The organism is Hymenobacter sp. BT18 (assembly GCF_012273015.1).
Classification (GTDB): domain Bacteria; phylum Bacteroidota; class Bacteroidia; order Cytophagales; family Hymenobacteraceae; genus Hymenobacter; species Hymenobacter lutimineralis.
Genome location: NZ_CP050954.1, coordinates 41281 through 60853, shown reverse-complemented (window position 1 = coordinate 60853; position 19573 = coordinate 41281). Strand labels below are relative to the sequence as shown.

Sequence of the window (19573 nt, the reverse complement as noted above, 5' to 3'; positions counted from 1 at the left end):
CTTATACCTTATCAAAAACGCCGTGCACAATGGTTGCCCCGTTGTTGGCCGACATACCCCCGTTAATGTCCCATACCTTGCCACTGCCTGACGCTACCGTGTAGTTACCCAGCGCAAGCCAGGGCGTAGACGTGCTTGGCTGGTTTTGCACCTGCAGCAGTTGCAGGGTATCCCCTACCCCAAAAAAGTCCACGTCTACGTCACTTTGCCAGGTAAGCCGGGTTGTGCTGGCCGTTAGGTAGGTAAGCCGGAATGCCGGCGCGTTTAGGCCTACCGTCCAACCTAGCGCCCGGAGTGCTGCGGCCTTGTTGCGCGTGGCCAGGTCAACAGCGCCCACATTGTAAACCAGGCCCGGGTAGAGGTTGCTGGCCGTCTGCACCAGCGGGTAAGGGCTGGCTACTTCTTGTGTGTCGAGGGAGAGCATCCGGGTTCCCGACGACGGCCGGCTGGCACGGTTGGCCCATACAGCATCGACAATGGCGGCGAGTTCCGTACTCGTGAGGCCGGCCACTCTTAGTCGAATGTCAGTAAGGGACAGGGCGCCAGCCACCACGGCTATAAGCTGCGACCAGGTGCCGGCCCACGTCGCGGCTGAAAGCTTGCTACGGTTGCAGTCCAGCGCCAGGAACTGCGACGTGCTGGTGGGCCACTGTGGGGCCTTTATATCCACGTCGTTTGCATACAGCCGTTTCAGGTTGGGAGCGTTGCGCAGGTCGGGGGCGTTGATGCGTTTACCAACCGTTTGGCCCATCGTGGCCCCGTTCCCTAAATACAGCGTTTCCAGCAGCGGATAGGCAACGGGCAAGGAAAACGCATCTATGCGGTTGTTGCTAATATCGTAGCTCGAAAGCCGGGCGGGGAGTGGTGGAATGACGCTGGCCACCGCGTTACCCATCCAGCTTACCGTCACCGCATCCAGCCCGCTCAGGTCGGTAGTACCATTCACGTTCAGCGACCCCGTACTGGCCACCGTTGTAGCCTTGCCCGTTAGCTTTTCTACTATGGAGTTATTGAGCGTCACCGTAGACAGGTTGGGAAACGCATCTAAGTATAGATACCTGGCGGGCGCCCCATACGTGCCAATCCCCCCGGCATTGCTCAGGTTGAGGCCGGTTAGCTGGCCCACGGCGTCAAATGCTACCCCGACCGTGTGGCCGTTGGTGCCCCACGTTTTGGTATAAACGCCGGTAAGCAGAATACTACTGCCGTCCTCCAGCTCCAGCGACGGCGTAGGAGGTCCCGTTACCGTAATATCCAGCCGGTTGCCCGTCACCTGCACTGATAGCAGTTCAACCTTAGTATTGAGTAAGGAGAAAAAAAAGGTATCCTCGAATAGCATTAGGCAGTCGGAATAGCAATGGTGAAGTGAAAAACGTTGCCCCCTACGTAGCGCATGTAGCATTCATGCGTCGCGCCGTTCTTGAATCCACCCTGCAGCTTCTTTACCTGAATAGCGGCCCCAACCGTGTTCACCGTAGGCAGGACCACGGCGTTACTGTCGGCCGTGTAGGTGAAATTCACGGTTGCCCCAATGACGGCCCCGGCCATGTCAACCGTAATGGCCGTAGGTGCTGCAAATACCCCGTAGATATAGGTCTTGTCGAATTTCAGGGGCATTCCTGCACCACTAGGAACGGCGCCTTTGTCGGCTTTCAGGTTGAGCGCATCCGTTACGGCCTTCTGCGTCATACTGCCGTTTGTGTTAGTGCCGGTGACGACATAAAGCGTCCCTACTAGGGCTTTGCTCACTTCCTCCCAGGCGGCATTGACAACGTTGGTCGCATTCAGGGGCGCGGGCTGGGTAGCTGCAGCGCCGGTGTTCTTACTGCGGAACGTGCGGGCCCCGCCGTCGTAGCCGGCCGGCGTATCGTAGGTAACCTGCGTGGGGTAGGCATAGGCCGTGGCCGGATTGTAGGGAAGCTCCCCACCTCCTACCGTCGTCAGGTTCTCCAGCTTCGTGTAGTGGGCCGCACTCATAAAGCCCGGGGCAGCGCCGGTGGCCGTGGCGTGGGTGTGGTTGGTATCGGCCTTGCCGGCTATTTGCTTTTCCAGCTTGCCCAACGCCACCAGCAGCGAGTCGCCGGCCGATAGTAGACCCGCAACGCCGGCAATGGCATAGCCCACCAGCGTAGTTACCAGTACCCGAGCGTCGGTAAAGTATTTGTTGGTCGCGCCCTCGGGAACATCATCCGTCGAACCAGGCGAAGCCACCAGCTTGATGTAGGTAGACCCGCTCCAGCGGTATTGCTCATTCGTGGCGGTTACTACATAGATTTTTCCGGCCTCTCCGACCGCAGGCAGGGCGCCCACCGTCGCGGATTCCACTACATCGTCTACGTAGGACGGTAGATAAACCGAATCAATTTTGGTAGTACCATTCAGCGGCACGTAGCCCCCGGCCTGGCCCTTGTTGGCCACGTTTTCGGCCGTGTACCCTAGCGCGGCCTGCTTGGCATTCCACGCGGCTTTCTCCGCATCCGTCACCATTCGATAAGTAGCGGTCTGCACGATATTGGCCGGGTTGGTGGCGTCCACGTTGGGCACGAGTGCCAGGCCTACGGCTGCTTTGTTCAACGGCTGCCAGGACTTGTCCCCGCGCCAGTAGTCCACAACTGTGCCGGCTGCCATGCCTTCCCCGTCCGGCTCCTTCTCCAGCGTCAGGTCGAACTTAACCCGGTAGGCTCCCTGCTTGCTCAGGTCGGCGTCGTTCCATACATAGGCCTGAACCCCTGGCAGCAAGTATTCGGAGCCGGGCGCCAGGTCGGCCACCATCAGGGCGTAGGTTTCATACCGGCGCGGGCCACCGGCGACGTTCTCCGCATCTACCACCGGTCGGTCGGGGTTATTCTTCCGCTTGATGCGGTTAATTACTTCTATTTCGCCTGCCATGTTTAGCTAACGTTTACAGTTGTGACGCCTAGGTTATCCGTTGCGGACTCCCCTATCAGGAAGTTTTCAATGTGGCCGGCGCTGTTGGTATAGCTCACTAAACGTTCCACAAAGCCCCCTTCAAACCCGCCTACCTTGTAGGTACCAACCCCTAGTCGGGCCGCGCGCATGTAGTAGATTTTTTGCCCCGGGCCGGCCGTTACGGTGAAGTCCTTTACCCGCGTTTCGGTGGCCGGCCGGTCGTTGCCGCCGCCACTTAGCCCACCCGGCCCGTTCAGGCCTGCAGGCCCAACGCCCCAAAAACGGTCGTTTGAGAAGTAGACGGTAGCATTCGCCGTTTTCAGCGTTTCGCCGTCCGTGGCCTGCAGCGTGTAGGTTTTGTTTGCCGTCAGGTTCTCAGCAAGGGTAAGGCTGCGCACCGCTACAGCGGGCAGTTGGCCGGCTACGGCCTGGCTCGTGACGGCCTTGTTATAGGCCCAGCTTAGCGTCACGCTGGCCAGGGTGCTACCGAGTAGCCGGACGCCGTGGGCGTGGCTAAAGCTGGTAATTGCCAGCGCCACGTACAGCAGCGCGTCGTTTACCTCCTGTTGGTTATCGTAGCCGGCATTTGTTACGCTCACCTGGCTAGCGGCCACTGGCCCGCCCCCGGTTGCGTCGTCTGGTATGAACCGCATCTTAGAGCTTGATAAGTAGGATGCGTTCTACCAGGGCCACCGCGCCGGCTTCGTCTGGTAGCTGCACTAGCACCGGCTGGCGAATCACCACGCGTGGGTCGGCGGTATCAAGGCCCCAACTACGGCCGGCCTGCACCTCGAAAGGAACTGACCCTACGGTTAGGGTAATAGACGTGCTGCCGGTATTCCGTATGCGGAAGGTGTGGCACTTGGTTTCTACATAAGAATTAAAGCCCGCCGCTAGGCTCGTAACCTCGGGGCGGGCTTCAAATTCTGGCTGTTGGTATCTAGCCATGTTAGTTGCTGTCGGTTTTTGCTGCGGCCGTCAGGTGCAGCGTGAATTTTTGCTGTCGGTTTTTTCCCTCGACGTGCGACCAGGTGCGAACTATTGCTGTCGGTTGCCGGCGCCTGGCGCCCGGATATCCGCCAGCTCAGCGCCGGTCGTGCTGTCGGTTAGAGTTCAGGAATCGTCCTGGCTTGTGCGTAGAGTAGCCGCACCCGGTCGCCACGCTCCCAGCGCCGGCCACCGATAAAGCCCAGCACCGCGCCGGCTGCCGAAACGATGCCGGCTGTCCAGAAATAGAGCGACCAGGAAACGCCGGCCCGCTTGGCTACCCGGTGCTGGTAGCGCTGGCCCCGGTTGGCTTTCTGCTTTACCGGCACTTGTGCTACTCGGGCCGATGTGCGCTTTTCTTCCCGGTCGGTGGCGGGAACCGACGTGGGCTTGGCTTCGCAGCTCGTGCGCAGCCGGCCGTACTGGTCTACCCAGAAATTGAGCTGAGCGCGCAGGGCCGGGTCTTCTACCGAGTAGACGCCGCCCGAATGCCGTAGCGCATCCGCTAGGCTGTCGTAGTTGATGGCCGGCGCCGTGGCCACGCCCCCGGCAACAGGTACAAGCCTTTCCCGGACAGTGACGGTCGTACTGTCCGACGTGGCCACCAACGGCGCCAGGGTCTTGTTGCACCCAACCACGCCCACGACCAGCAGGAGCGCCAGCATAGGCGTCGCACCAGGCCCACCCGTTTTGCGGCCGTACAACAGGAACGGCACTACGACCAGTAGCACCGGCATTACGTCGCCAATGGGCCACATTTTGAGCAGGGCGCAAGCCAGCAGCACCAGGGCCACCACTACGCCCACCAGAGAGCTTAGCGGATGTTCCCAAGCATTTTTCAGGTTAAAATTCATCATAGGTAAGTTTGATGCCGAAGCGTTCGTAAATGATGTTATCAATAGCCCTGAGGGCCTTTCTTAATACCCTATTCTCCCCCTCAAGTGATTCCATTCGCTTATCCTGCAGCTTGCGTTCGGTCTTGAGTTCTATTACCTCCCCGGTTAGCGTTTCTACCGTTTTATCCAGCTTGCTTACCGACCGATTCACCAACCAGCCCACCAGGCCGATTAACACCGTCATGTAGACTTCTTCCTGCATCACGGCCCGATTTCAAGTTGTTCAACTAAATCCTGCTGGCCGATAAACTGAATGCGTAGTTTGCTGCTCAGCAAGTAGCCTGGCTCCGCTGGTATGTCGAGTTGCTGGCCTGGCGTCAGTAGCGCCCCTCCGACGTTGACGGCGTTCTGGCCCCGATTCAGAAACCGGATACCGTTGGCGTTGGGTACCAGGTCTTGGTCACCTATTACCGTTTCAACGACCGTCCGCTGGGTGCCGTCCTGCAAGTAGCGGCGCATCACCAGCAAGTCGTTCCCGGTCGGAAAACCGGCCGTTGCCGTTTCCCAGTTTATTCGCAGGCTGCCTACCGTTATGGCTTCCGGCGTCAGCACCTCCACCCCGGTAAGCTGCAAGCCGAAGCCAGGCGCTTTCCAATGTTCGCCGGGCTGCAGCTCACATAGTTTCTGCCTGCCCACCCCGTAGCCGTATTCCTTGCTAGCGTAGACAATGGCTTTCGCGTCGCAGGCATTTTCCAGCACCAGCACCAGGTCGTCGTCGCTGGCTGCCCCCATATACCCGGGGTAACCTGACACACGCGGGCCCGCGGGCCCCTCGTGGTAAATGTTCAGTAGCTGCCCCATTACTTAGTCGGTGCTGGTGGGGCCGCTGCCGGCGTTGCTTTGGCGGTAGTACCAGTAGGCGAGGCCGGCAAGGAGGATGGCGCCGGCGCCGCCAGCGGCCCCGCTGGGAATCCTTTTTTTTTAAAAATGGCTATCGTCTTCTGGAGCTTGTTGAAATAGTCCGGGTCGGTCGCGTAGCCGGCTTTAGCCATTTCCCGCGCAAAGGCCACCGGGTCATGTTTCACTGCGAAGGCCGGCGCGTAGCGCTTATTCTGGCGCAGAAATAGCGCGTGGTCTTCGTAGGCAGCCTGCACCGATGGGTAAGCCCGGAACCAGGCGTAAACCCGGTAGTGCCATTTGCCGTCCGGGCGCTTCGTCACGCTGACCACCTTCGGATATTTCACGTCCGGGGTAGTATGGACCTCCCAGGTTAATTGCAGCTGACGTCCCCCTTTCCAGTTTGGGGTCACTTTCACGCCGAATAGGTTGTGCCCGGCATTCTTGTTTTCCCAGCCACCTTCCCAAACGTGCTGCGAGAGCGTAACCAGGGCCGGCACCCCGTATTTGCGCTCCGTAGCCAGGGCAGCCGGGCCGTATAGGGCTAGAAATTTATCTACATCTGCCATTGTTGGAGAGTATTAACCCCGGCCACTTGCTGCGTTGGTTCCGCCGCCCCTAGCCGGGCTATGTAGGATTTTAACTTGTTGTAGCGCAGCAACCAGTTCTTTTGATAGCGCGGGTTCCCCCGTTTAATGAAGGCCAGGCGGGCGGCCATGTAGGCGGCAACCAGGCGCTGGGCATTCGTGCCGTTGATTGCCGCGAGTAGCACCCGGTCGGCCGTGCCTTTCGGCTTTAAATAGCCGTGGCCAAGGTTGCGGAGTACCAGGCGGGCGTAGCTCAGGGCCCGCCCCGGGCTGGCCATGTAGGCAAACTCCACCAGGGCGTCGGCCAGGGCTTGCGACTGGATTTGGTCGCCGCCGATTTCATCCCAAAAACCGCGCTTGAAGATTTGGCCCCAAACGGTCGCCGGCATTGCCCGGAATAGGGCTAGGGTCGGCTTATAGCCAACTTTGGGCGCCAGGTCAACGAATGTCCCCCAGGTTACGCCCTTGTTGGTGTGGAGCCCGCCCCCACCGGGCGCCGGCCGTTTGGCTGCTGGGTCTTTCGGGTCGCGGTTCTCGCCCCGTTCCTCCGCTAAGATGAACGGGACGATTTTCCGGTAATCAGCCACTACCCGAAAAGCTTAGCACCGAGAAAAATAAGACCGCCCCACTTAAGGATGCCCCCGGCTTCGGCAAGGGGGCCGGTATTGGCAGCGGTCTTGGCTTCGGCGCTGCCTTCGTCCTTTTGGTCCTGCCCGTACTTCTTGACCTCCGACAGTACCTTGTTTTTGGTTTCGGGGTCTACCTTCTCCAGCACGGCTGCCAGGTTGCGGGCTTCGCTCAGGTCGATTTCCGAAGCTTCGGAATCGGCCTTGAAATGATTATACGCCGCATACCAGGTTACGCCCGCTACCAGCGTAATGCCCGCCACCACGACGATGGCTGCAATGGGTATTACTCCTATACCCTTCACCGCCTTTTCCTCTACACCGTAGATTCGCTTAATGGCGGCTTCGCTGAACACGGCCAGCGCTGGGTTTACAAACTGCACGACCTTGATAATGTCCTTAGCCGCTTGCAAACGGCGCTGACGGTCTTTAATGCGCAGTTCTAAGCGCTTTTGCGCGGTCAGGTAGCTATTCAGCCCCGGACCACTTACGCCGCCTTTGCGCTGCAGCGTGGCCAGTAGGGCATTGGTATAGGCTAGGGTTTTGGCCGTGCGCAGGTCGCGGTTGATAAACGCCTTTACTAGCAGTTCTCCGTCGCCTTGCTTAATAGCTGACGTCGGAATGATGCGGGTCAGCAGGTCGAACCGTACCCAGCCCTTACCCCCTTTGTCGTCTACGACTTCCATCCAGCCGTTTACCGGGTTGCCTTTGGCGTCCTTGGCTTTGGTGGGCTGCAGTTGCCGGCCGGTCGCCTTGCCGAACGGCGTTGGCGTGGTGGCCGTGCGCAAAATGCCGCTGTTGCTCATGTCCGGTTCGCTGCCTTTCAGCTTGCGCACCCGAACGCCACTGCCCACCGGGTAAAGTGTGGCGCCAGCGTAGTTGCTGTTCGTTGTTAGCTTGAATCCCATCTTTAGAGCATTGCTATAACTTGCTGAATCTGGGCGGGGTTATTCCGCGCCAGGGCTCCGATTTTGCGGAGCGCATTTAAGGTGGCTGGCTCACTGTTACCCAGCGCCGCGTAGATTGCCTCCACGGTGCTTTGCGCAACTTCACTCAGCTCATCACTTGCCGCGCCAGCTACGTTAGCGCTTGCGGCCGGCAAAGCGGCGACGTTGCCGCCCTTCGCGTTTGCGTATAGTTGGTTGATTTGTCCCACGTACTGTAAGAATTTTTCCGGGCCGGTGCCGGCTTCACTTTGTTCTTTTAACTGCCGTATTTCGTCCTCGTAGCGGCGTTTCACATCGGCCATTTCTTGGGCGTGCTTCATCTGCTCAAGCTGAATCTGCAGCTGGGTTATCATCCCATCATAGCCCCCACCCATACCGCCAGGATTGCCGACAAACTCCGGGCTTTTGTTGATGCGGAAGCTCGTTTTTGCCCTGGTGTCCGTCTTCGACTTTTTATAGTTGACGGTATAAATGCCCGGGCCCAACTTGCCCCAATCCTTCTGAAAACGCGCTATAGCATCGTCACTCGTCGCGTTGTCGTTGTCCGGCTCGTAGGCAATGTGGGTGCCGGCCCCGGTAATGCTGTAGAAGCGGGCGCCGGCTTCCTCAAGCGTTTCTACTGCGTCGGCTATGTCGCGTATCATGGCAGAGCTAGGCTAGTAGACGACAACCAGGGGCAATTCCTTGCCTTTGTTTTCTTGCGCCTTCGCCGGGTCGCCCCAAATGATGCGCGTCTTTGTCCAGTCGATTTCCTGGCTATCCAGCGACAGGATTTGGCCGGTACCGTTCGCGGTCGGGTCCAACAGGTACAAGGGAATAGCATCGTGCAGCACGACGTTGTTCTTACTCGTAATCTGCAGGTAGACGCCCCCGTTTAGGTTTTGTGCGACGGCTACGTTCGTACTCGTCAGGAAAGCGTCGGTGCTGTTAGTGGCCCGGGCAATGATGGCCTTGATTTTCTTACCGTCTAGCGTAGACTGGTTGCCGATAGCCTGCTGGGCGCTACCGTTTAGCGGCACGTTGATGGCTACGGAATTTTTGAAATCGATATTGTTCATATTCGTTTGAATGATTGCTGTCGGTTTTGCCGGCGCCCGGGCGCTGCAGCGGAATTATTTGCTGTCGTTTTTACCAGGCCTGGCGCGCTCCAGGGAAAAATATTGCTGTCGGTTGCCGGCGCCTGGCTCCCTGAGGCGCGCCAGCTCAGCGCCGGTCGTGCTGTCGGAAAATCAAAAGTCCCGGCCCGGTCAACCCCGGCCGGGACTTTTGCTTGTGCCCTACTACTCGCTTACTACTTGGTCAGCGCAGCACCGCCCGGGATGTGGAAGCCTGAAAGCTCCAGCACCAGGCGCACGTCAAAGGCCGCGTCCGTGGCCGCAATGTTGGGCGTTACCGAGGGGTCGAACTGAGGGAGCGTAATCGTAAACTCGTTACGCTTGGTGCCCACCAGAATGATGTTGGGTTCTACTTCCACCTGGCCGTCTCCGAAACGCTGCTCCGACAGGGCAATGTTGTTGGCATTGGCCGCGCCTGTCTGCTGCTGGGTAGAAGGCACGAAACGGAACCGGCGGGTGCTGAAACCGTCCATCAACACTTCCTGGTCGATTTGGGCTTTCAGCTGGCCATTGAAAATGACCTCCAAATCGGTCGCCGACGTCGTGCCAGCCGTGGCCACGACCACCGGGTTCGGGAACGTCATAATAACGCCCGTGCCTGGTTTGGTCTTACGCTCCACCAGGATACCCAACTGCAGGCGGTTGGCAATGAACGAGTCCTTGATGCTCAGCATCTTTTCCGAACCACGAATACCGCTACGCTGCTCGTTGAAGCCGAAACGATAGGTATTGTTGTTGTTGGCCAGCACGATTTCTTCCCGGAGGAAACCCATCGTGGGGGTTGCGTTTTTCGACATTTGCTTGGCCTTTTCATACAAGGCCCGGTCGCGTGAAGGTCCGTTCACAATCGTAGTTTTTGAGGGTAAAAAGTGCATTTCTAGCTAGGCTACTGCTTACAGGGCGTTGGTGCCCGCTACGTTGTCATCGGGTCCACTCACGATGCCCGACACGTCCACGTCGTTATAGCTGTCGGCCTCGCCCACCTCGTAGTCGCCGTAGCCGGCTACGTTGTCGTCCAAGCCTTGAATCAGGCTGGGGAACTGCTCGCGCAGGATGGCGTTGATGCCGGTCACCATTACGGCGTCGCCAGCATGGCCCAGAAGCGGGTTTTTCTTGCCCAGCAGGTCGGGCCCTACGGCGCCGATGGCCACCAGCGCCAGGTTGGACGTCATGCCGGCCAGCCCTAGCTTAGTCAGGCCCTTTTGAATGAAGCCCGTTGCAGCCGTACCAGCTGCCAGGCCGGCTACCTTCGTGCCCAGCCCTTGAAATTTGATTTTTCCTAATGGCATTGCCTTAGATTTTGGGGTAACTACTTGATTTAGGGCGTGGCACTAGCCAGCCGGCAGGCTCGTTACTTGCGCAGGGAAGCGAGCTTCTTCCGTTTGGCTGCCAATTCAGATTTGGCCTTTTCTTTGGCTTTCTGCTGCTCCTTCTTCTTGAGCGCTTTGGCGATAAGGCTGTCAACCTTGCGCGACTGGCGGTTGATGCCAGCAATTGCACTTTTTGCCATAATGGGTAAAGGGGTTAAGTGAATGAAAAATGGGTTAGTGTAAGCGACCGGAGCGCACGTGGATAGGCGCCATTTTCTTTAGGATTCCCCGGCGCAGCCTGCCTGGCTTGCCTACCGAGTCCGGGTCAAATTCCATATCCGCCGTTGTATCGGTGTAGGAATCTTCGCTGCTGGATTCTTCCGCATAGGATTCCTCGTAGGCGGCTTCCTCACCTGGCAGGGTCGCGTCTACCGGCGTATCGTCTGGCTCCTGCTCTACCTGGCGGTTGGCAAATTCTTCCGCGGCCTCTTGCAGCATTTCATTGCGCAGGGTATCGGGCTCCTGCCCTTTCTGGCTAGCGGGTTTCTTGGTCAGGTGTACCGCGAGCTGGCGCAGCTGCTTGTCGGTGGCGTCGGAAAAATCCGAGTTGACGTCGGGCATATCGTCCGCCGTGGGCGTCTCATCTGCAGCGGGCTTTTTGCCGAACACCGACAGAATCTTGTTGACGATTTCCAGGGCAATGCTCAGCAGTTCGGAGATGTCGCCGATGCCCTCAATGCCGCTGATTGGGCCTTTCACCCGGGCCGATAGAATCTGCTCCGGAGTAGCCCCCATTTTGCGCATGATGCCATTTCGGACAATCTGCATGAAGTGCTTTTCCTTCATGCCGACCGTTTTGGTCATAAAGCGGGCGAACTTCTCTGCTTTCTTCCGCTTGCGCTGCACCCGGGCCGGTAGCGCGGCAATCGTGGTGGGGTTGGTGATGAACAAATACAAGAACATCGGCGCCAGCTTCGGCAGCATCACTTCGGCAAGGCCTTTGGTGAGTAGGCGCATAGGTGCGGTGGCTACTTTCACCACCGCTTTACCGGCTTTCTTAGCCACCGTGCCGGCCTTTTTTGCCACTTTTTTAGCGCCCTTGGCTACGCTCTTAGCGGCCCGGGTAATGAAGTTGCCCCGGCGCTTTTTGCGGTCGTTGGCAGGCGCAGCGCCTGGCTTTACAGCCTTCTTCTTGCCCTTCTTGCCGATGGCGTACCCGATGGCGGCAACGTGCGCCGCACCATGCGGAATTGCGTTGATGGCGCGGGAATAGTCGGCTACGGCCTCGTCCAGCTTATTTACCAGGGGCGAACCAATACCCTGCACCCGGACAGCTAGATTCCGCTCCAGTTCGGCCGTTTGGCGGGCCAGTTTCAGGTCTAATTCCCCCTCCGACTCAAAGCCGGATAGCGCCAACGGGGTTTCGTGATCCAGCCCAACGCCGCTGATATGAATGATTTTGGTCATATGGTCCTCTTTGTAGGTATAGGCTTTTTCCTCATTGAAGCGGGGCAAGCACGCGTCCAGTACCACCGAGTAGGCCGGCAGCATGGCCACCGCGTAGACGTGGGTCACCGTGCGGCTCGTGCCGAACGACACAAAGCGGAAAGCCGAAGGAATGCCCAGGTCGCGCAGGAGCGAGTTGATAAGCAGGGCGTAGCCTTTGCAGTCGCAGTAGCCCGAATGCACCACCGATGCCGGGGTCTTAATGAGCTGCTGGCCGGCCGGGTCAAGCTGGTACCGGATATTGCCCCGGACGAAGCCAAAGACATTCTTGCACGTTTCCAGCGCCGTTGCGCCGCGCAGCTTGGCAGCCAGGCCTGCCGTTTGGCCGGCGCTGCTCTCACTCACTGCCAGCACCGACCGGATAATGTCCGACGTGATGCCGTCCGCCTTGGCGGTTTCCATGATACCCAGCGGGCGGGGTACCAGGGCCCGGGCCTCGCTAAGCGTTACCATTCGCGGTCTTTTTAGCGGGTAGGCTTTGGCGGGGGTCGTAGGCAGCCAGCGGCACCGTGACGGCTATTTGCTGGTCAATCCCGGCAATCTTCACGTAGCCGGTCACATCTACTGCAGGCAACGGCTTATTGTCCCGGATAATAGGCCACAAGGCCGTGGCAATCGGGACCAAGCGCAGACGCAGGGGGTATTCCTGCAGGGAGAAGCTTTTGGGGGCAATAACCGTGGGCGTGTTAATGAAACAGTCGCCTATCAGTGCGCCTTGGTGGTAGATGTTCAGCGCTACGCTGTCTACCTTGAATTGTACCGATGATGGATTGGAAAACCGAATAAGGGCGCGCAGGCCTAAGTCTCCGGGTGTCTTAATGTTCCAATTGTGGATACGGACGTTTTGAACCTCATAGTCCAATGTCTTCGCGCCTTCTGCTGCGCGAAACGCCCTGAATGCTAAATAGCCTAGCCCACCAACTAAAAGAACCTTATTCACTACGCGCCCCGTTTTCGTTTCACTTAAGAGAATCCAAAAGTGAAGCGCTGCAGGGGTGCGTTGTCAGGTTACGTCAGGAACTGTCAGTTATTGTCAGGAAAAGTCAGGAAACGCCGGCTAAAGGCGTTGGTAAGAATAGGCTTATTCCGTAATTTTCGCTTCGTAACTGACTAAGACCTATGGAGATTCCGTCTAAAGGAAAGAGCAAATCGGAGCTAGCAGAGGATTTCGGCGTTCATGTGCGGACGCTCATGCGCTGGCTAGCCAAGTGGAATGATTCGAGAACAGAAAAAATCGACTTATCGGGTAAAGTTTTTACGCCGCAGGCTACGCGCCTGATCATTGAGCAGTTTGCGTAGACCTCTACGAAACCGCTGCAAAACCGTTACAATACCAAAACAGTAACGCTACATATTGGGGTATATAAAAAGCCGGCCCATAAGGCCGGCTTTTCTGTTGCTGGTAAGTACTGGTTAGGCTGGTGCAGGAAGAAATAGCGCAGAAATTACGCCGACTGCTTGCTTGATTCGCAGTAGTTCGGCCTCCGCATTCCGGGCCCGGGTGGCCCACTCCTCTTTCTGTTGGCGTTCTTCGTTCACGGTTTTGATTTGCCGCTGAAGTTCTGCCTCCTGCTTTGGAATGTTGCGCAGCAGCCGGTTGACGGTTTCCGTCTCCGTGGTGATGTTTCCTTTCTCTTGCCTTTCTTTCAGCAGCGCGGCTACGTCCGTGTCGAGGCGAAACGTTTTGCGGTTATCTTCCTTGCTCATGGCTCAGTTCGTGTCATGATTTTGCAGTTTTGTTTTTCCGCTTTATGCTTGACGCGGAGTTGTTATTTTGCACACTATGCTTAATCAATTCGCGAGGTATATCATAGTGGTAGTTGTGCTTAGCAGCTGCTCTACCAGCAAACACAGGGCTTTAGGGCATTACATTAAAAACTCTACCCGTGGAGCTAGTAACCGTTGTGCGCTACATGCCCGGCCTATGCAAAAGCGACTCGTCAAGTACGGGTATGGGTTTGCTTACAATGGCGTACCTAATGATGAACAGCAATATCCTAATGCCAAAATGCAAGGCTGGGGCGGCTGCATCAAATTGAGGACTCGCTTCGAGCTCATCTACGTTTGTAGCCAATGTGATGAGGTTAAACGCCTTGTCACTGCCAGATAGATAAGCTTCACCACACGCATTTAGAAAGGCAAATCGTTGTCGTCATCATTACTGGCGGCAGCCATGTTACCAGCGCGGGGCGCGTCTCGTTGGGGCCCTAGCGTTTGAGGCTGCTCAGCTACTTGCACCGGGCCACTTTCCTTCTTGCCGCCTACTAGCTCAATCTTATCTACGCGTACTTCGATTTCACCCGCCCACTGCTTATCGCTGTTGCGCTGGTAAACCCGGATTTTTGGTTGGCCTTGAATTAGCACCTGCTGGCCTGCTTTCAGGTAGTCGGCAACTTTGGTGCTTTGCTGGCCGTCGCGCCAGATGGTGCAGCTATACCAGTTGGTTGATTCGACCTTGTTACCCTGGCCGTCTTTGTAGCTCTCGTTTACGGCTACGCTAAAGCCAATTGCACGCCGGCCGTTGGTGTCCCGAATAACCGCGTCGCGGCCTACGTTTCCGAGGATGGTAATCTGTTGCATTGTTTGGGGGTTGAAGGGTGAAAAGGAATGCTGTCGGTATTTCCAGCTGCAGCGCGACCAGGTGCGCGCTATTGCTGTCGGAATTGAGCGCACGTCGCGCCGGCGCCGCGTGGTTTTGCTGTCGGTTGTTGGGAACTGGGCGCTAGGCCTGGCGCAGCTCAGGCGCGGCCTTGCTGTCGGCTACTTGCCTTTGCTCGGGGGCGGGCTGTAGAATCGCTCGTAGGCGTCAAGCCGTAGCTTGCCCATTACATCGAGGCGGATAACCTCTTTCAGGGTTAGCCCCGGCGGGGCATCATGTATAGGGCAGTTGGCCTGCTCGTAGTACCAGGCCTCCAAGGGCCGGTCACCGGTATTGGCGTTGTATTTCAGGCTGTCGGGCCGGCCGATCTTGATCTTATAGCTTCCGGCCCGCGCCGGCTGCATAGTGGTGGGGTCAATCAATCGTTCCTCCACCCCTTCCACTGTCGAACGCACTTCGTCGGCCGTTTCCTCGTCGCTTAGCTCGTCGGCCGCCTTTTCCAGCTGGTTAAAGTTCAGGCTGGGTTCCTTGTAGAACTTGCCGAAGCGGCTGTACATGCGCAGATTCTTGGTGTTGGTCAGAATCTCATTTATCAGGGCCACGTCGTAGCCTAGCTGCTGCCCTGGCTCGTCTAAGCAATCGGGCTTGAAATGGTACTTAATGCACTCCAATACCCCGGCTAGGTATTCATCCAGGCTGCTTTGCCCGGGCACTACATAGCGCTTTACGCGGGTGCCGTCCTCCTTTTTCTCAAAGCGGTAGAGCGTTTCGTAGTGCAGGCCGCTGTAGGTGGTATTGTTGCCGGTAAGGGTACGCCAGGCATCCACCAGCGCGTCGCGCACTTCGTTCACGGAGTATTGCGGGTGCTGCAGTAGCAGGCTGTGAACGTGAATGTGCAGGCCGTGCTTTTTGCTTTTCTTGACTTCCAGGCCGTATTCCCCGGCGTAGACGTACTGTTTCCAAATCGGCAGCTTGCGCAGCTCGGCAAACGTGCGAATGAGGGCGCGGGCGTAAAATCGTTGGCCGTGGTAGGTACCGCCCTGGTGCGGAACGGTCAGCATCAGGTGAATGGGCCGGTAGTGCGTCACCAGTAGCCGGCCGTGGTTGTCGCGGGCGTCGCGCAGGTATTGGTAGTAGCGGCTGCGCACCAGCTGCGACTTGCGCATGTTCCAGACGTAGCACAGCCGATGCCGCGAGTACCAGAACGCCATGGGTACCAGCCGGCGCCGGGCCTCTCCGCTAAATTCGGCGTAGTAGCCCCGGGTTTCGGTTAGAGCGTATTTCAGGCGGGCCAGTTCGCCGTAGGCATCCTCCAACGCATCGTCGTAGGCGTCCTTTTGCCAGATGGTGTTGCGCTGGTCCTTGTAGAGCTGACGCGTAGCGGGCAGCTCTACGCCGAAACCGCTCATGTACTCGTCAATGGCAGAAGCCAGCGTACGGTTCTTGCGGATCTTCTGACTGACGCGCCACCCAAATTTGCAGGCGGCTTGGTGGCGTTGTTCGGGCGAGTAGGCTTGGGGCTGCACCTCTGATACTGAAAAGATGTTTCTATCATTATGGACGGAGGCCCCCAGGCGCGGCGCAATCCGCGTCATACTAGGGGCTTATCGTCGTTTTTAGCTACCGTAGTGGCTAGACCGGCTAGTGCCTGGCGTTGGTGCTGGCTGCTTAATGGGCACCGTCATAAGCGTCCCCTGAATGCCCTGCTGCAGCTTGTGGGCGGGTGCGCCGATGTAGCGCATGTCCTGCAGCATTTCTCGGGCTTCCTGCAAGGCCTGCACGTAGACTTTGTTCTTTGCGCTGGCCTTGCCACCGGCCTCTACCCGGGCAATGTCTGCCTGCAGAATCTTGGCCTGCATTTCTTTTAGCAGGCTTTCAACAACCTTGGAACCTAGCGCGGGGGTAGACTTGGGGAGTGCCATAAATCGGGCGGGTGTCGTTCTGTCGAATGAGTTTTTTTGTCGTGGGCCACTCGCTCAGAGTGTCCCGGTCGTTCTGGCGGGCCGGACAGGCATCGGGCGGGGACGCCGGCCGGACGCCCCCGCTTGCCGCGACTTAATTGAGCTAGTCGCCAAAGCCTGACTATTGGGTCACCCCTCGGTCGTGGCACCGCCTACGCTACCGGGTTGCTCTCCAGCATTGCCCGGATACCCTCAGCGGTTGTCCCTCTAGCGGGGGTCGAACCCGCCAATCTTGGCCTCAGTAGCCTATGCTTTCCACTTGCATTTAGAGGGATTGGAGCCGGCCTAGTCCCACCCTACCGGCTCCGAATGTTAGAAGGCGCAGAAAAGCGCGTAGACTGCGGCCAGCAGCACGGCCGACCAGGTGAGGATGCCGGCCAAGACCGCGCCCCAAATGAGATAGCGCCGTTTCACCGCTTCAGGCGTTGGGATTCAACCAGAGACTTTTCGCGCCCGGGCTTGTAGGTGTGCCGGGGCTTTTTGGCGGGCTGGGCAGGTGCGGCCGTGGGCGCAGCACTGCTGAATGTCCAGGCTAACCCATCACCGCCGCGCACGGGGCGCGGGTGGGCAAAGCCATCGAGGGTGTAGAGGGCGCTACGCACTTGCCCTTCATCGACAGTAGCAAGGCCAGTGAAGGAAAGCACCAGCTGCACCACGCGCGGGGTGCGGAATACTTCGTTGGGCTTGGCAGCGGCAAACAGCCGGCGCAGCACCGTTTGCAGTTGCTGATCGGGCGAGTCCACGGCTAGGCTTCGGCTGGGGTGGGCGCTGGCTGCTCAGTGGCAGCTTGTTCTTTGCGGACTTCCTCTAATAAGTCCGGTCCGCCTTCCATGAAGAAGTCGCGGTATGCCTGCAGCCGGTCAGCACGAATGCTACCGAGCTTCTTGCTGGCCTTGGTGTCGGTGAGGAAAGTGGGCATTACAATGCGCTTTTCCTTCAAGACAGTGCGGAACTCAGACAGCCGCGTAGCCCCAAGCTCGCGGTAGAGTTTCCACAGCAAATTCCCTTCGTGCGGTTCCCGAACTTTTTTCGGCTTCTCGCTTAGTTGGCTGCTTGTTTGCATGAGCTTTTAGTTGTAGACTAACAATGTCACTACATTAACTAATGCTCAAAAGTTGCATTTATAAATGCAATAAACAAGGGCATCAAATCCTCGAATTACATGGGGTCGAGTAACGACGACTTTGCACAACGCCTTGAAATTCTGATCAAAGAACTCAGAGTCAAGTCTATAAATGCGTTTGCATCATCAATAGGTGTAGGTGCAAGCGTGGTGCAAAATTTCTTAGGAAAAAATGCAACAGGCAAAAAGAGTAAGCCTACCCTTGATACACTTGAAAAAATTATAGCCCGCTACCCTCGTGTTAATGGTGACTGGCTACTTACCGGAAACGGTGAAGCACTAAAGCCCCTAACCCTCACTTCCAGTGTCCAAACGGGCAACATTGGTAACGTCATAAACACAGTGAATGAGGGTACTGTCTCCTATGGCATCAGTGCTGAGAGCTTAGCCGACCTGGAGCAGTGCCGCGGCCGGGTGCGCGAGCTGGAGAGCATGATTGCGGATAAGCAGATGATAATCGACCTACTACAAAAGCGTAACTGATATGCAGAAACCTCTACTCCTATCCCTCGTGCTTCTATCAGCCTGCAGCACCCGCGAGGCTGTGTACAATGACCCTACCGCCACGGCATCTATTGAGGAAGCCCCTTTGACCTATGAGCAGCAACGTGCACGGCTTGCAGCTAAGGAGTTAGAATACTGGCCGGAATTTGTATCAGGGTCCTTTACCCAGCATACCAACTTCATCAACGAAACGGTAGTGCAAGGTACCGTGAGCAGTACGGCATCCGTGGCCACGTTCAAAGACATCGTGCTGGAAGTAACCTTCTACTCCAAAACCGATACAGAGCTTGGCACAAGACGGGCTACTATCTATGAGTTCCTGCCCCCTGGTGGCAGCGTTCATGTTAAGAAGAAGTTCGCTACGCCAGCTAACACGCACCATGTGCAGTATGGCATTGCGGATACTCAATCAGTTGTCCAGTAACACTATGTCAACTGGATATGCCTAATCTTCACCCCAAGGGCTATAAAAGAAAACGTGCTTTCTGGCGTGGGTTTCTGGCTGGGGCTGGGTTTATTATGCTTCTCTTCTTTATTGAAATGATTATGCGTTCAAACACACTTTAATAACTATGAGCCATAATTTCCAAACTGATAGTACTGGTAACATTATCTCTACCATGAATGGCGGAACCGTGTTGTATTTCGCGCCGACCATAGTTGTACAGATAACCATATCAAACTTTTTTAAAAAGTTATAATGTTTGCTGTTTAGTTAATTAGTCAGCAAAAAATTGCAAAAACATACGTTTTATATACATATAGCACAAGAAAAATCAAAACACTAAAATCCAAGAACAATGAACTTAGCTGATATTACGCCTGGCACTATAACCGCTGCATTAGCGATGATTTCAGCTAAAGCAAACGAGAAGTTATTATTGGAAATTTATGGTGATATTAAAAAGTCCGGAGTGAACAAAGTAGGTCATGCGCTGGCGAACGTTCTGGAATTAGCAACGGGCAATTTCGATTTATACACTGAAAAGAAGAGAATACTTAGGGCATATCATCTTGAGCAATATAGAAAAAACCTTGAAAAGGTCGCTGATGATAAAATCGTTGAAGTTGCACCAGAGGTTGGCGTACCTATAATAGATAAATTAGAGAAAACAACTAATGAAATACTTAGTGAAATGTATATTAACCTTTTAACAAATGCTTCTATAGAGGATTACGCTGGCAATGTTCATCCTAGGTTTACCCAAGTCATAGAAAATCTCACACCTGATGAAGTGAGAATAATCGAGCCATTAAAGCAGGTTAATCACAGAATACCTTTTATTACCATTATAAAAAAACAAGAATATTTTAAAAAGGGAACTGTAAGAACACCAATAGCAGAGAAAGCAACAGAATACGAGAATAATAACTTTCTAAATATGCCTGAGAAATCAAGATTTTATTTTGACAATTTAGAGGCATTAGGAATTTTAACAAGCGACATGATTGGAGAAAATAGATCAGCTTACAATAATGAATATGATGATTTAATGGCTTTTTATCCAGAATTATATGATTTTAATTTTCAATTACACAATGAAGTTCATATAGAAAAAGGATTTTATCAACTAACACATTTTGGCTTATTATTTAAACAAGCCTGCCAAAAGAACCCTATGTAGCGAATCAATTTCACACATACCCACCATTTAAATAACACCA

General features: G+C 55.9%; 27 protein-coding genes. 4 read left to right on the top strand and 23 right to left on the bottom strand.

Annotated elements, in window-relative coordinates; translation table 11 throughout:
* Position 1 precedes the first annotated feature (1 nt).
* The 17 genes from HER32_RS00315 to HER32_RS00235 all read right to left on the bottom strand — a co-directional run bounded on the left by HER32_RS00315 (position 2) and on the right by HER32_RS00235 (position 12583).
* A complete protein-coding gene (locus tag HER32_RS00315) occupies positions 2-1339 on the bottom strand; it encodes a hypothetical protein (RefSeq protein ID WP_168679586.1) in 1338 nt (445 codons plus the stop codon).
* On the bottom strand, positions 1339-2889 hold the full coding sequence (locus HER32_RS00310) for a hypothetical protein (protein WP_168679477.1): 1551 nt from the start codon (positions 2887-2889) through the stop codon (positions 1339-1341). Before HER32_RS00310 ends, HER32_RS00315 begins: the two co-directional genes overlap by 1 nt.
* Before the next feature lie 2 nt (positions 2890-2891).
* Entirely contained in the window at positions 2892-3563 is a 672-nt protein-coding gene (locus HER32_RS00305) for a hypothetical protein (protein ID WP_168679584.1), read from the bottom strand.
* Position 3564: 1 nt separating this feature from the next.
* Positions 3565-3858 (bottom strand): hypothetical protein, encoded by a 294-nt coding sequence (locus tag HER32_RS00300; RefSeq protein WP_168679582.1) that lies wholly within the window; start codon positions 3856-3858, stop codon positions 3565-3567.
* Between the two features lie 158 nt (positions 3859-4016).
* A complete protein-coding gene (locus HER32_RS00295) occupies positions 4017-4754 on the bottom strand; it encodes a hypothetical protein (protein WP_168679580.1) in 738 nt (245 codons plus the stop codon).
* Complete coding sequence (locus tag HER32_RS00290) at positions 4741-4998, bottom strand: hypothetical protein (RefSeq protein ID WP_168679578.1); 258 nt, start codon at positions 4996-4998, stop codon at positions 4741-4743. The genes HER32_RS00295 and HER32_RS00290 overlap by 14 nt, the downstream gene beginning before the upstream one ends.
* Entirely contained in the window at positions 4995-5525 is a 531-nt protein-coding gene (locus HER32_RS00285) for a hypothetical protein (RefSeq protein ID WP_168679576.1), read from the bottom strand. Before HER32_RS00285 ends, HER32_RS00290 begins: the two co-directional genes overlap by 4 nt.
* Before the next feature lie 68 nt (positions 5526-5593).
* Positions 5594-6199: a glycoside hydrolase family 73 protein gene (locus tag HER32_RS00280; RefSeq protein ID WP_168679574.1), complete on the bottom strand. Its 606-nt coding sequence runs from the start codon at positions 6197-6199 to the stop codon at positions 5594-5596.
* Positions 6187-6804: a glycosyl hydrolase 108 family protein gene (locus tag HER32_RS00275; protein WP_168679572.1), complete on the bottom strand. Its 618-nt coding sequence runs from the start codon at positions 6802-6804 to the stop codon at positions 6187-6189. Before HER32_RS00275 ends, HER32_RS00280 begins: the two co-directional genes overlap by 13 nt.
* Positions 6804-7751: a hypothetical protein gene (locus HER32_RS00270; protein WP_168679570.1), complete on the bottom strand. Its 948-nt coding sequence runs from the start codon at positions 7749-7751 to the stop codon at positions 6804-6806. Before HER32_RS00270 ends, HER32_RS00275 begins: the two co-directional genes overlap by 1 nt.
* Before the next feature lie 2 nt (positions 7752-7753).
* Positions 7754-8434, bottom strand: coding sequence for a hypothetical protein (locus HER32_RS00265; RefSeq protein WP_168679568.1), 681 nt, complete (start codon positions 8432-8434; stop codon positions 7754-7756).
* Between the two features lie 12 nt (positions 8435-8446).
* Positions 8447-8848, bottom strand: coding sequence for a hypothetical protein (locus tag HER32_RS00260; protein WP_168679566.1), 402 nt, complete (start codon positions 8846-8848; stop codon positions 8447-8449).
* A gap of 233 nt (positions 8849-9081) precedes the next feature.
* Positions 9082-9750: a hypothetical protein gene (locus HER32_RS00255; protein WP_168679564.1), complete on the bottom strand. Its 669-nt coding sequence runs from the start codon at positions 9748-9750 to the stop codon at positions 9082-9084.
* A 48-nt stretch (positions 9751-9798) separates the two neighbouring features.
* Positions 9799-10194, bottom strand: a complete 396-nt coding sequence (locus HER32_RS00250) for a hypothetical protein (RefSeq protein ID WP_168679562.1) — start codon at positions 10192-10194, stop codon at positions 9799-9801.
* A 62-nt stretch (positions 10195-10256) separates the two neighbouring features.
* Positions 10257-10415 (bottom strand): hypothetical protein, encoded by a 159-nt coding sequence (locus HER32_RS00245; RefSeq protein ID WP_168679560.1) that lies wholly within the window; start codon positions 10413-10415, stop codon positions 10257-10259.
* Positions 10416-10449: 34 nt separating this feature from the next.
* Entirely contained in the window at positions 10450-12174 is a 1725-nt protein-coding gene (locus tag HER32_RS00240) for a transglutaminase-like domain-containing protein (protein ID WP_168679558.1), read from the bottom strand.
* The gene (locus HER32_RS00235) at positions 12161-12583 is read right to left on the bottom strand and encodes a hypothetical protein (RefSeq protein WP_168679556.1); all 423 of its coding nucleotides are present in this window, start codon (positions 12581-12583) and stop codon (positions 12161-12163) included. Before HER32_RS00235 ends, HER32_RS00240 begins: the two co-directional genes overlap by 14 nt.
* A 257-nt stretch (positions 12584-12840) precedes the next feature.
* Between HER32_RS00235 and HER32_RS00230 the strand changes: the two genes are divergently transcribed.
* Positions 12841-13020, top strand: coding sequence for a helix-turn-helix domain-containing protein (locus HER32_RS00230; RefSeq protein WP_168679554.1), 180 nt, complete (start codon positions 12841-12843; stop codon positions 13018-13020).
* 114 nt (positions 13021-13134) lie between these two features.
* On the opposite strand, the gene HER32_RS00225 is transcribed toward HER32_RS00230, so the two are convergent.
* The 6 genes from HER32_RS00225 to HER32_RS00200 form a co-directional block, all read right to left on the bottom strand.
* Positions 13135-13428 (bottom strand): hypothetical protein, encoded by a 294-nt coding sequence (locus tag HER32_RS00225; RefSeq protein ID WP_168679552.1) that lies wholly within the window; start codon positions 13426-13428, stop codon positions 13135-13137.
* 423 nt (positions 13429-13851) lie between these two features.
* Positions 13852-14301 (bottom strand): single-stranded DNA-binding protein, encoded by a 450-nt coding sequence (locus HER32_RS00220; RefSeq protein WP_168679550.1) that lies wholly within the window; start codon positions 14299-14301, stop codon positions 13852-13854.
* 180 nt (positions 14302-14481) lie between these two features.
* Positions 14482-15915, bottom strand: a complete 1434-nt coding sequence (locus HER32_RS00215; protein ID WP_168679548.1) for a protein rep — start codon at positions 15913-15915, stop codon at positions 14482-14484.
* 21 nt (positions 15916-15936) lie between these two features.
* Positions 15937-16242 (bottom strand): hypothetical protein, encoded by a 306-nt coding sequence (locus tag HER32_RS00210; RefSeq protein WP_168679545.1) that lies wholly within the window; start codon positions 16240-16242, stop codon positions 15937-15939.
* A 449-nt stretch (positions 16243-16691) separates the two neighbouring features.
* A complete protein-coding gene (locus HER32_RS00205) occupies positions 16692-17024 on the bottom strand; it encodes a hypothetical protein (protein ID WP_168679543.1) in 333 nt (110 codons plus the stop codon).
* 2 nt (positions 17025-17026) lie between these two features.
* Positions 17027-17200, bottom strand: coding sequence for a hypothetical protein (locus HER32_RS00200; protein WP_168679541.1), 174 nt, complete (start codon positions 17198-17200; stop codon positions 17027-17029).
* A 243-nt stretch (positions 17201-17443) separates the two neighbouring features.
* Here HER32_RS00200 and HER32_RS00195 point away from each other — a divergent pair, with 243 nt between their 5' ends.
* The 3 genes from HER32_RS00195 to HER32_RS00185 all read left to right on the top strand — a co-directional run bounded on the left by HER32_RS00195 (position 17444) and on the right by HER32_RS00185 (position 19533).
* The gene (locus HER32_RS00195) at positions 17444-17887 is read left to right on the top strand and encodes a hypothetical protein (RefSeq protein ID WP_168679539.1); all 444 of its coding nucleotides are present in this window, start codon (positions 17444-17446) and stop codon (positions 17885-17887) included.
* A 61-nt stretch (positions 17888-17948) separates the two neighbouring features.
* Positions 17949-18332, top strand: coding sequence for a hypothetical protein (locus HER32_RS00190; RefSeq protein ID WP_168679537.1), 384 nt, complete (start codon positions 17949-17951; stop codon positions 18330-18332).
* A 376-nt stretch (positions 18333-18708) separates the two neighbouring features.
* Positions 18709-19533 carry a DUF4393 domain-containing protein gene (locus HER32_RS00185; protein WP_168679535.1) on the top strand — a complete coding sequence of 275 codons (825 nt, stop codon included), beginning with the start codon at positions 18709-18711 and terminating at the stop codon, positions 19531-19533.
* Positions 19534-19573: the final 40 nt, after the last annotated feature.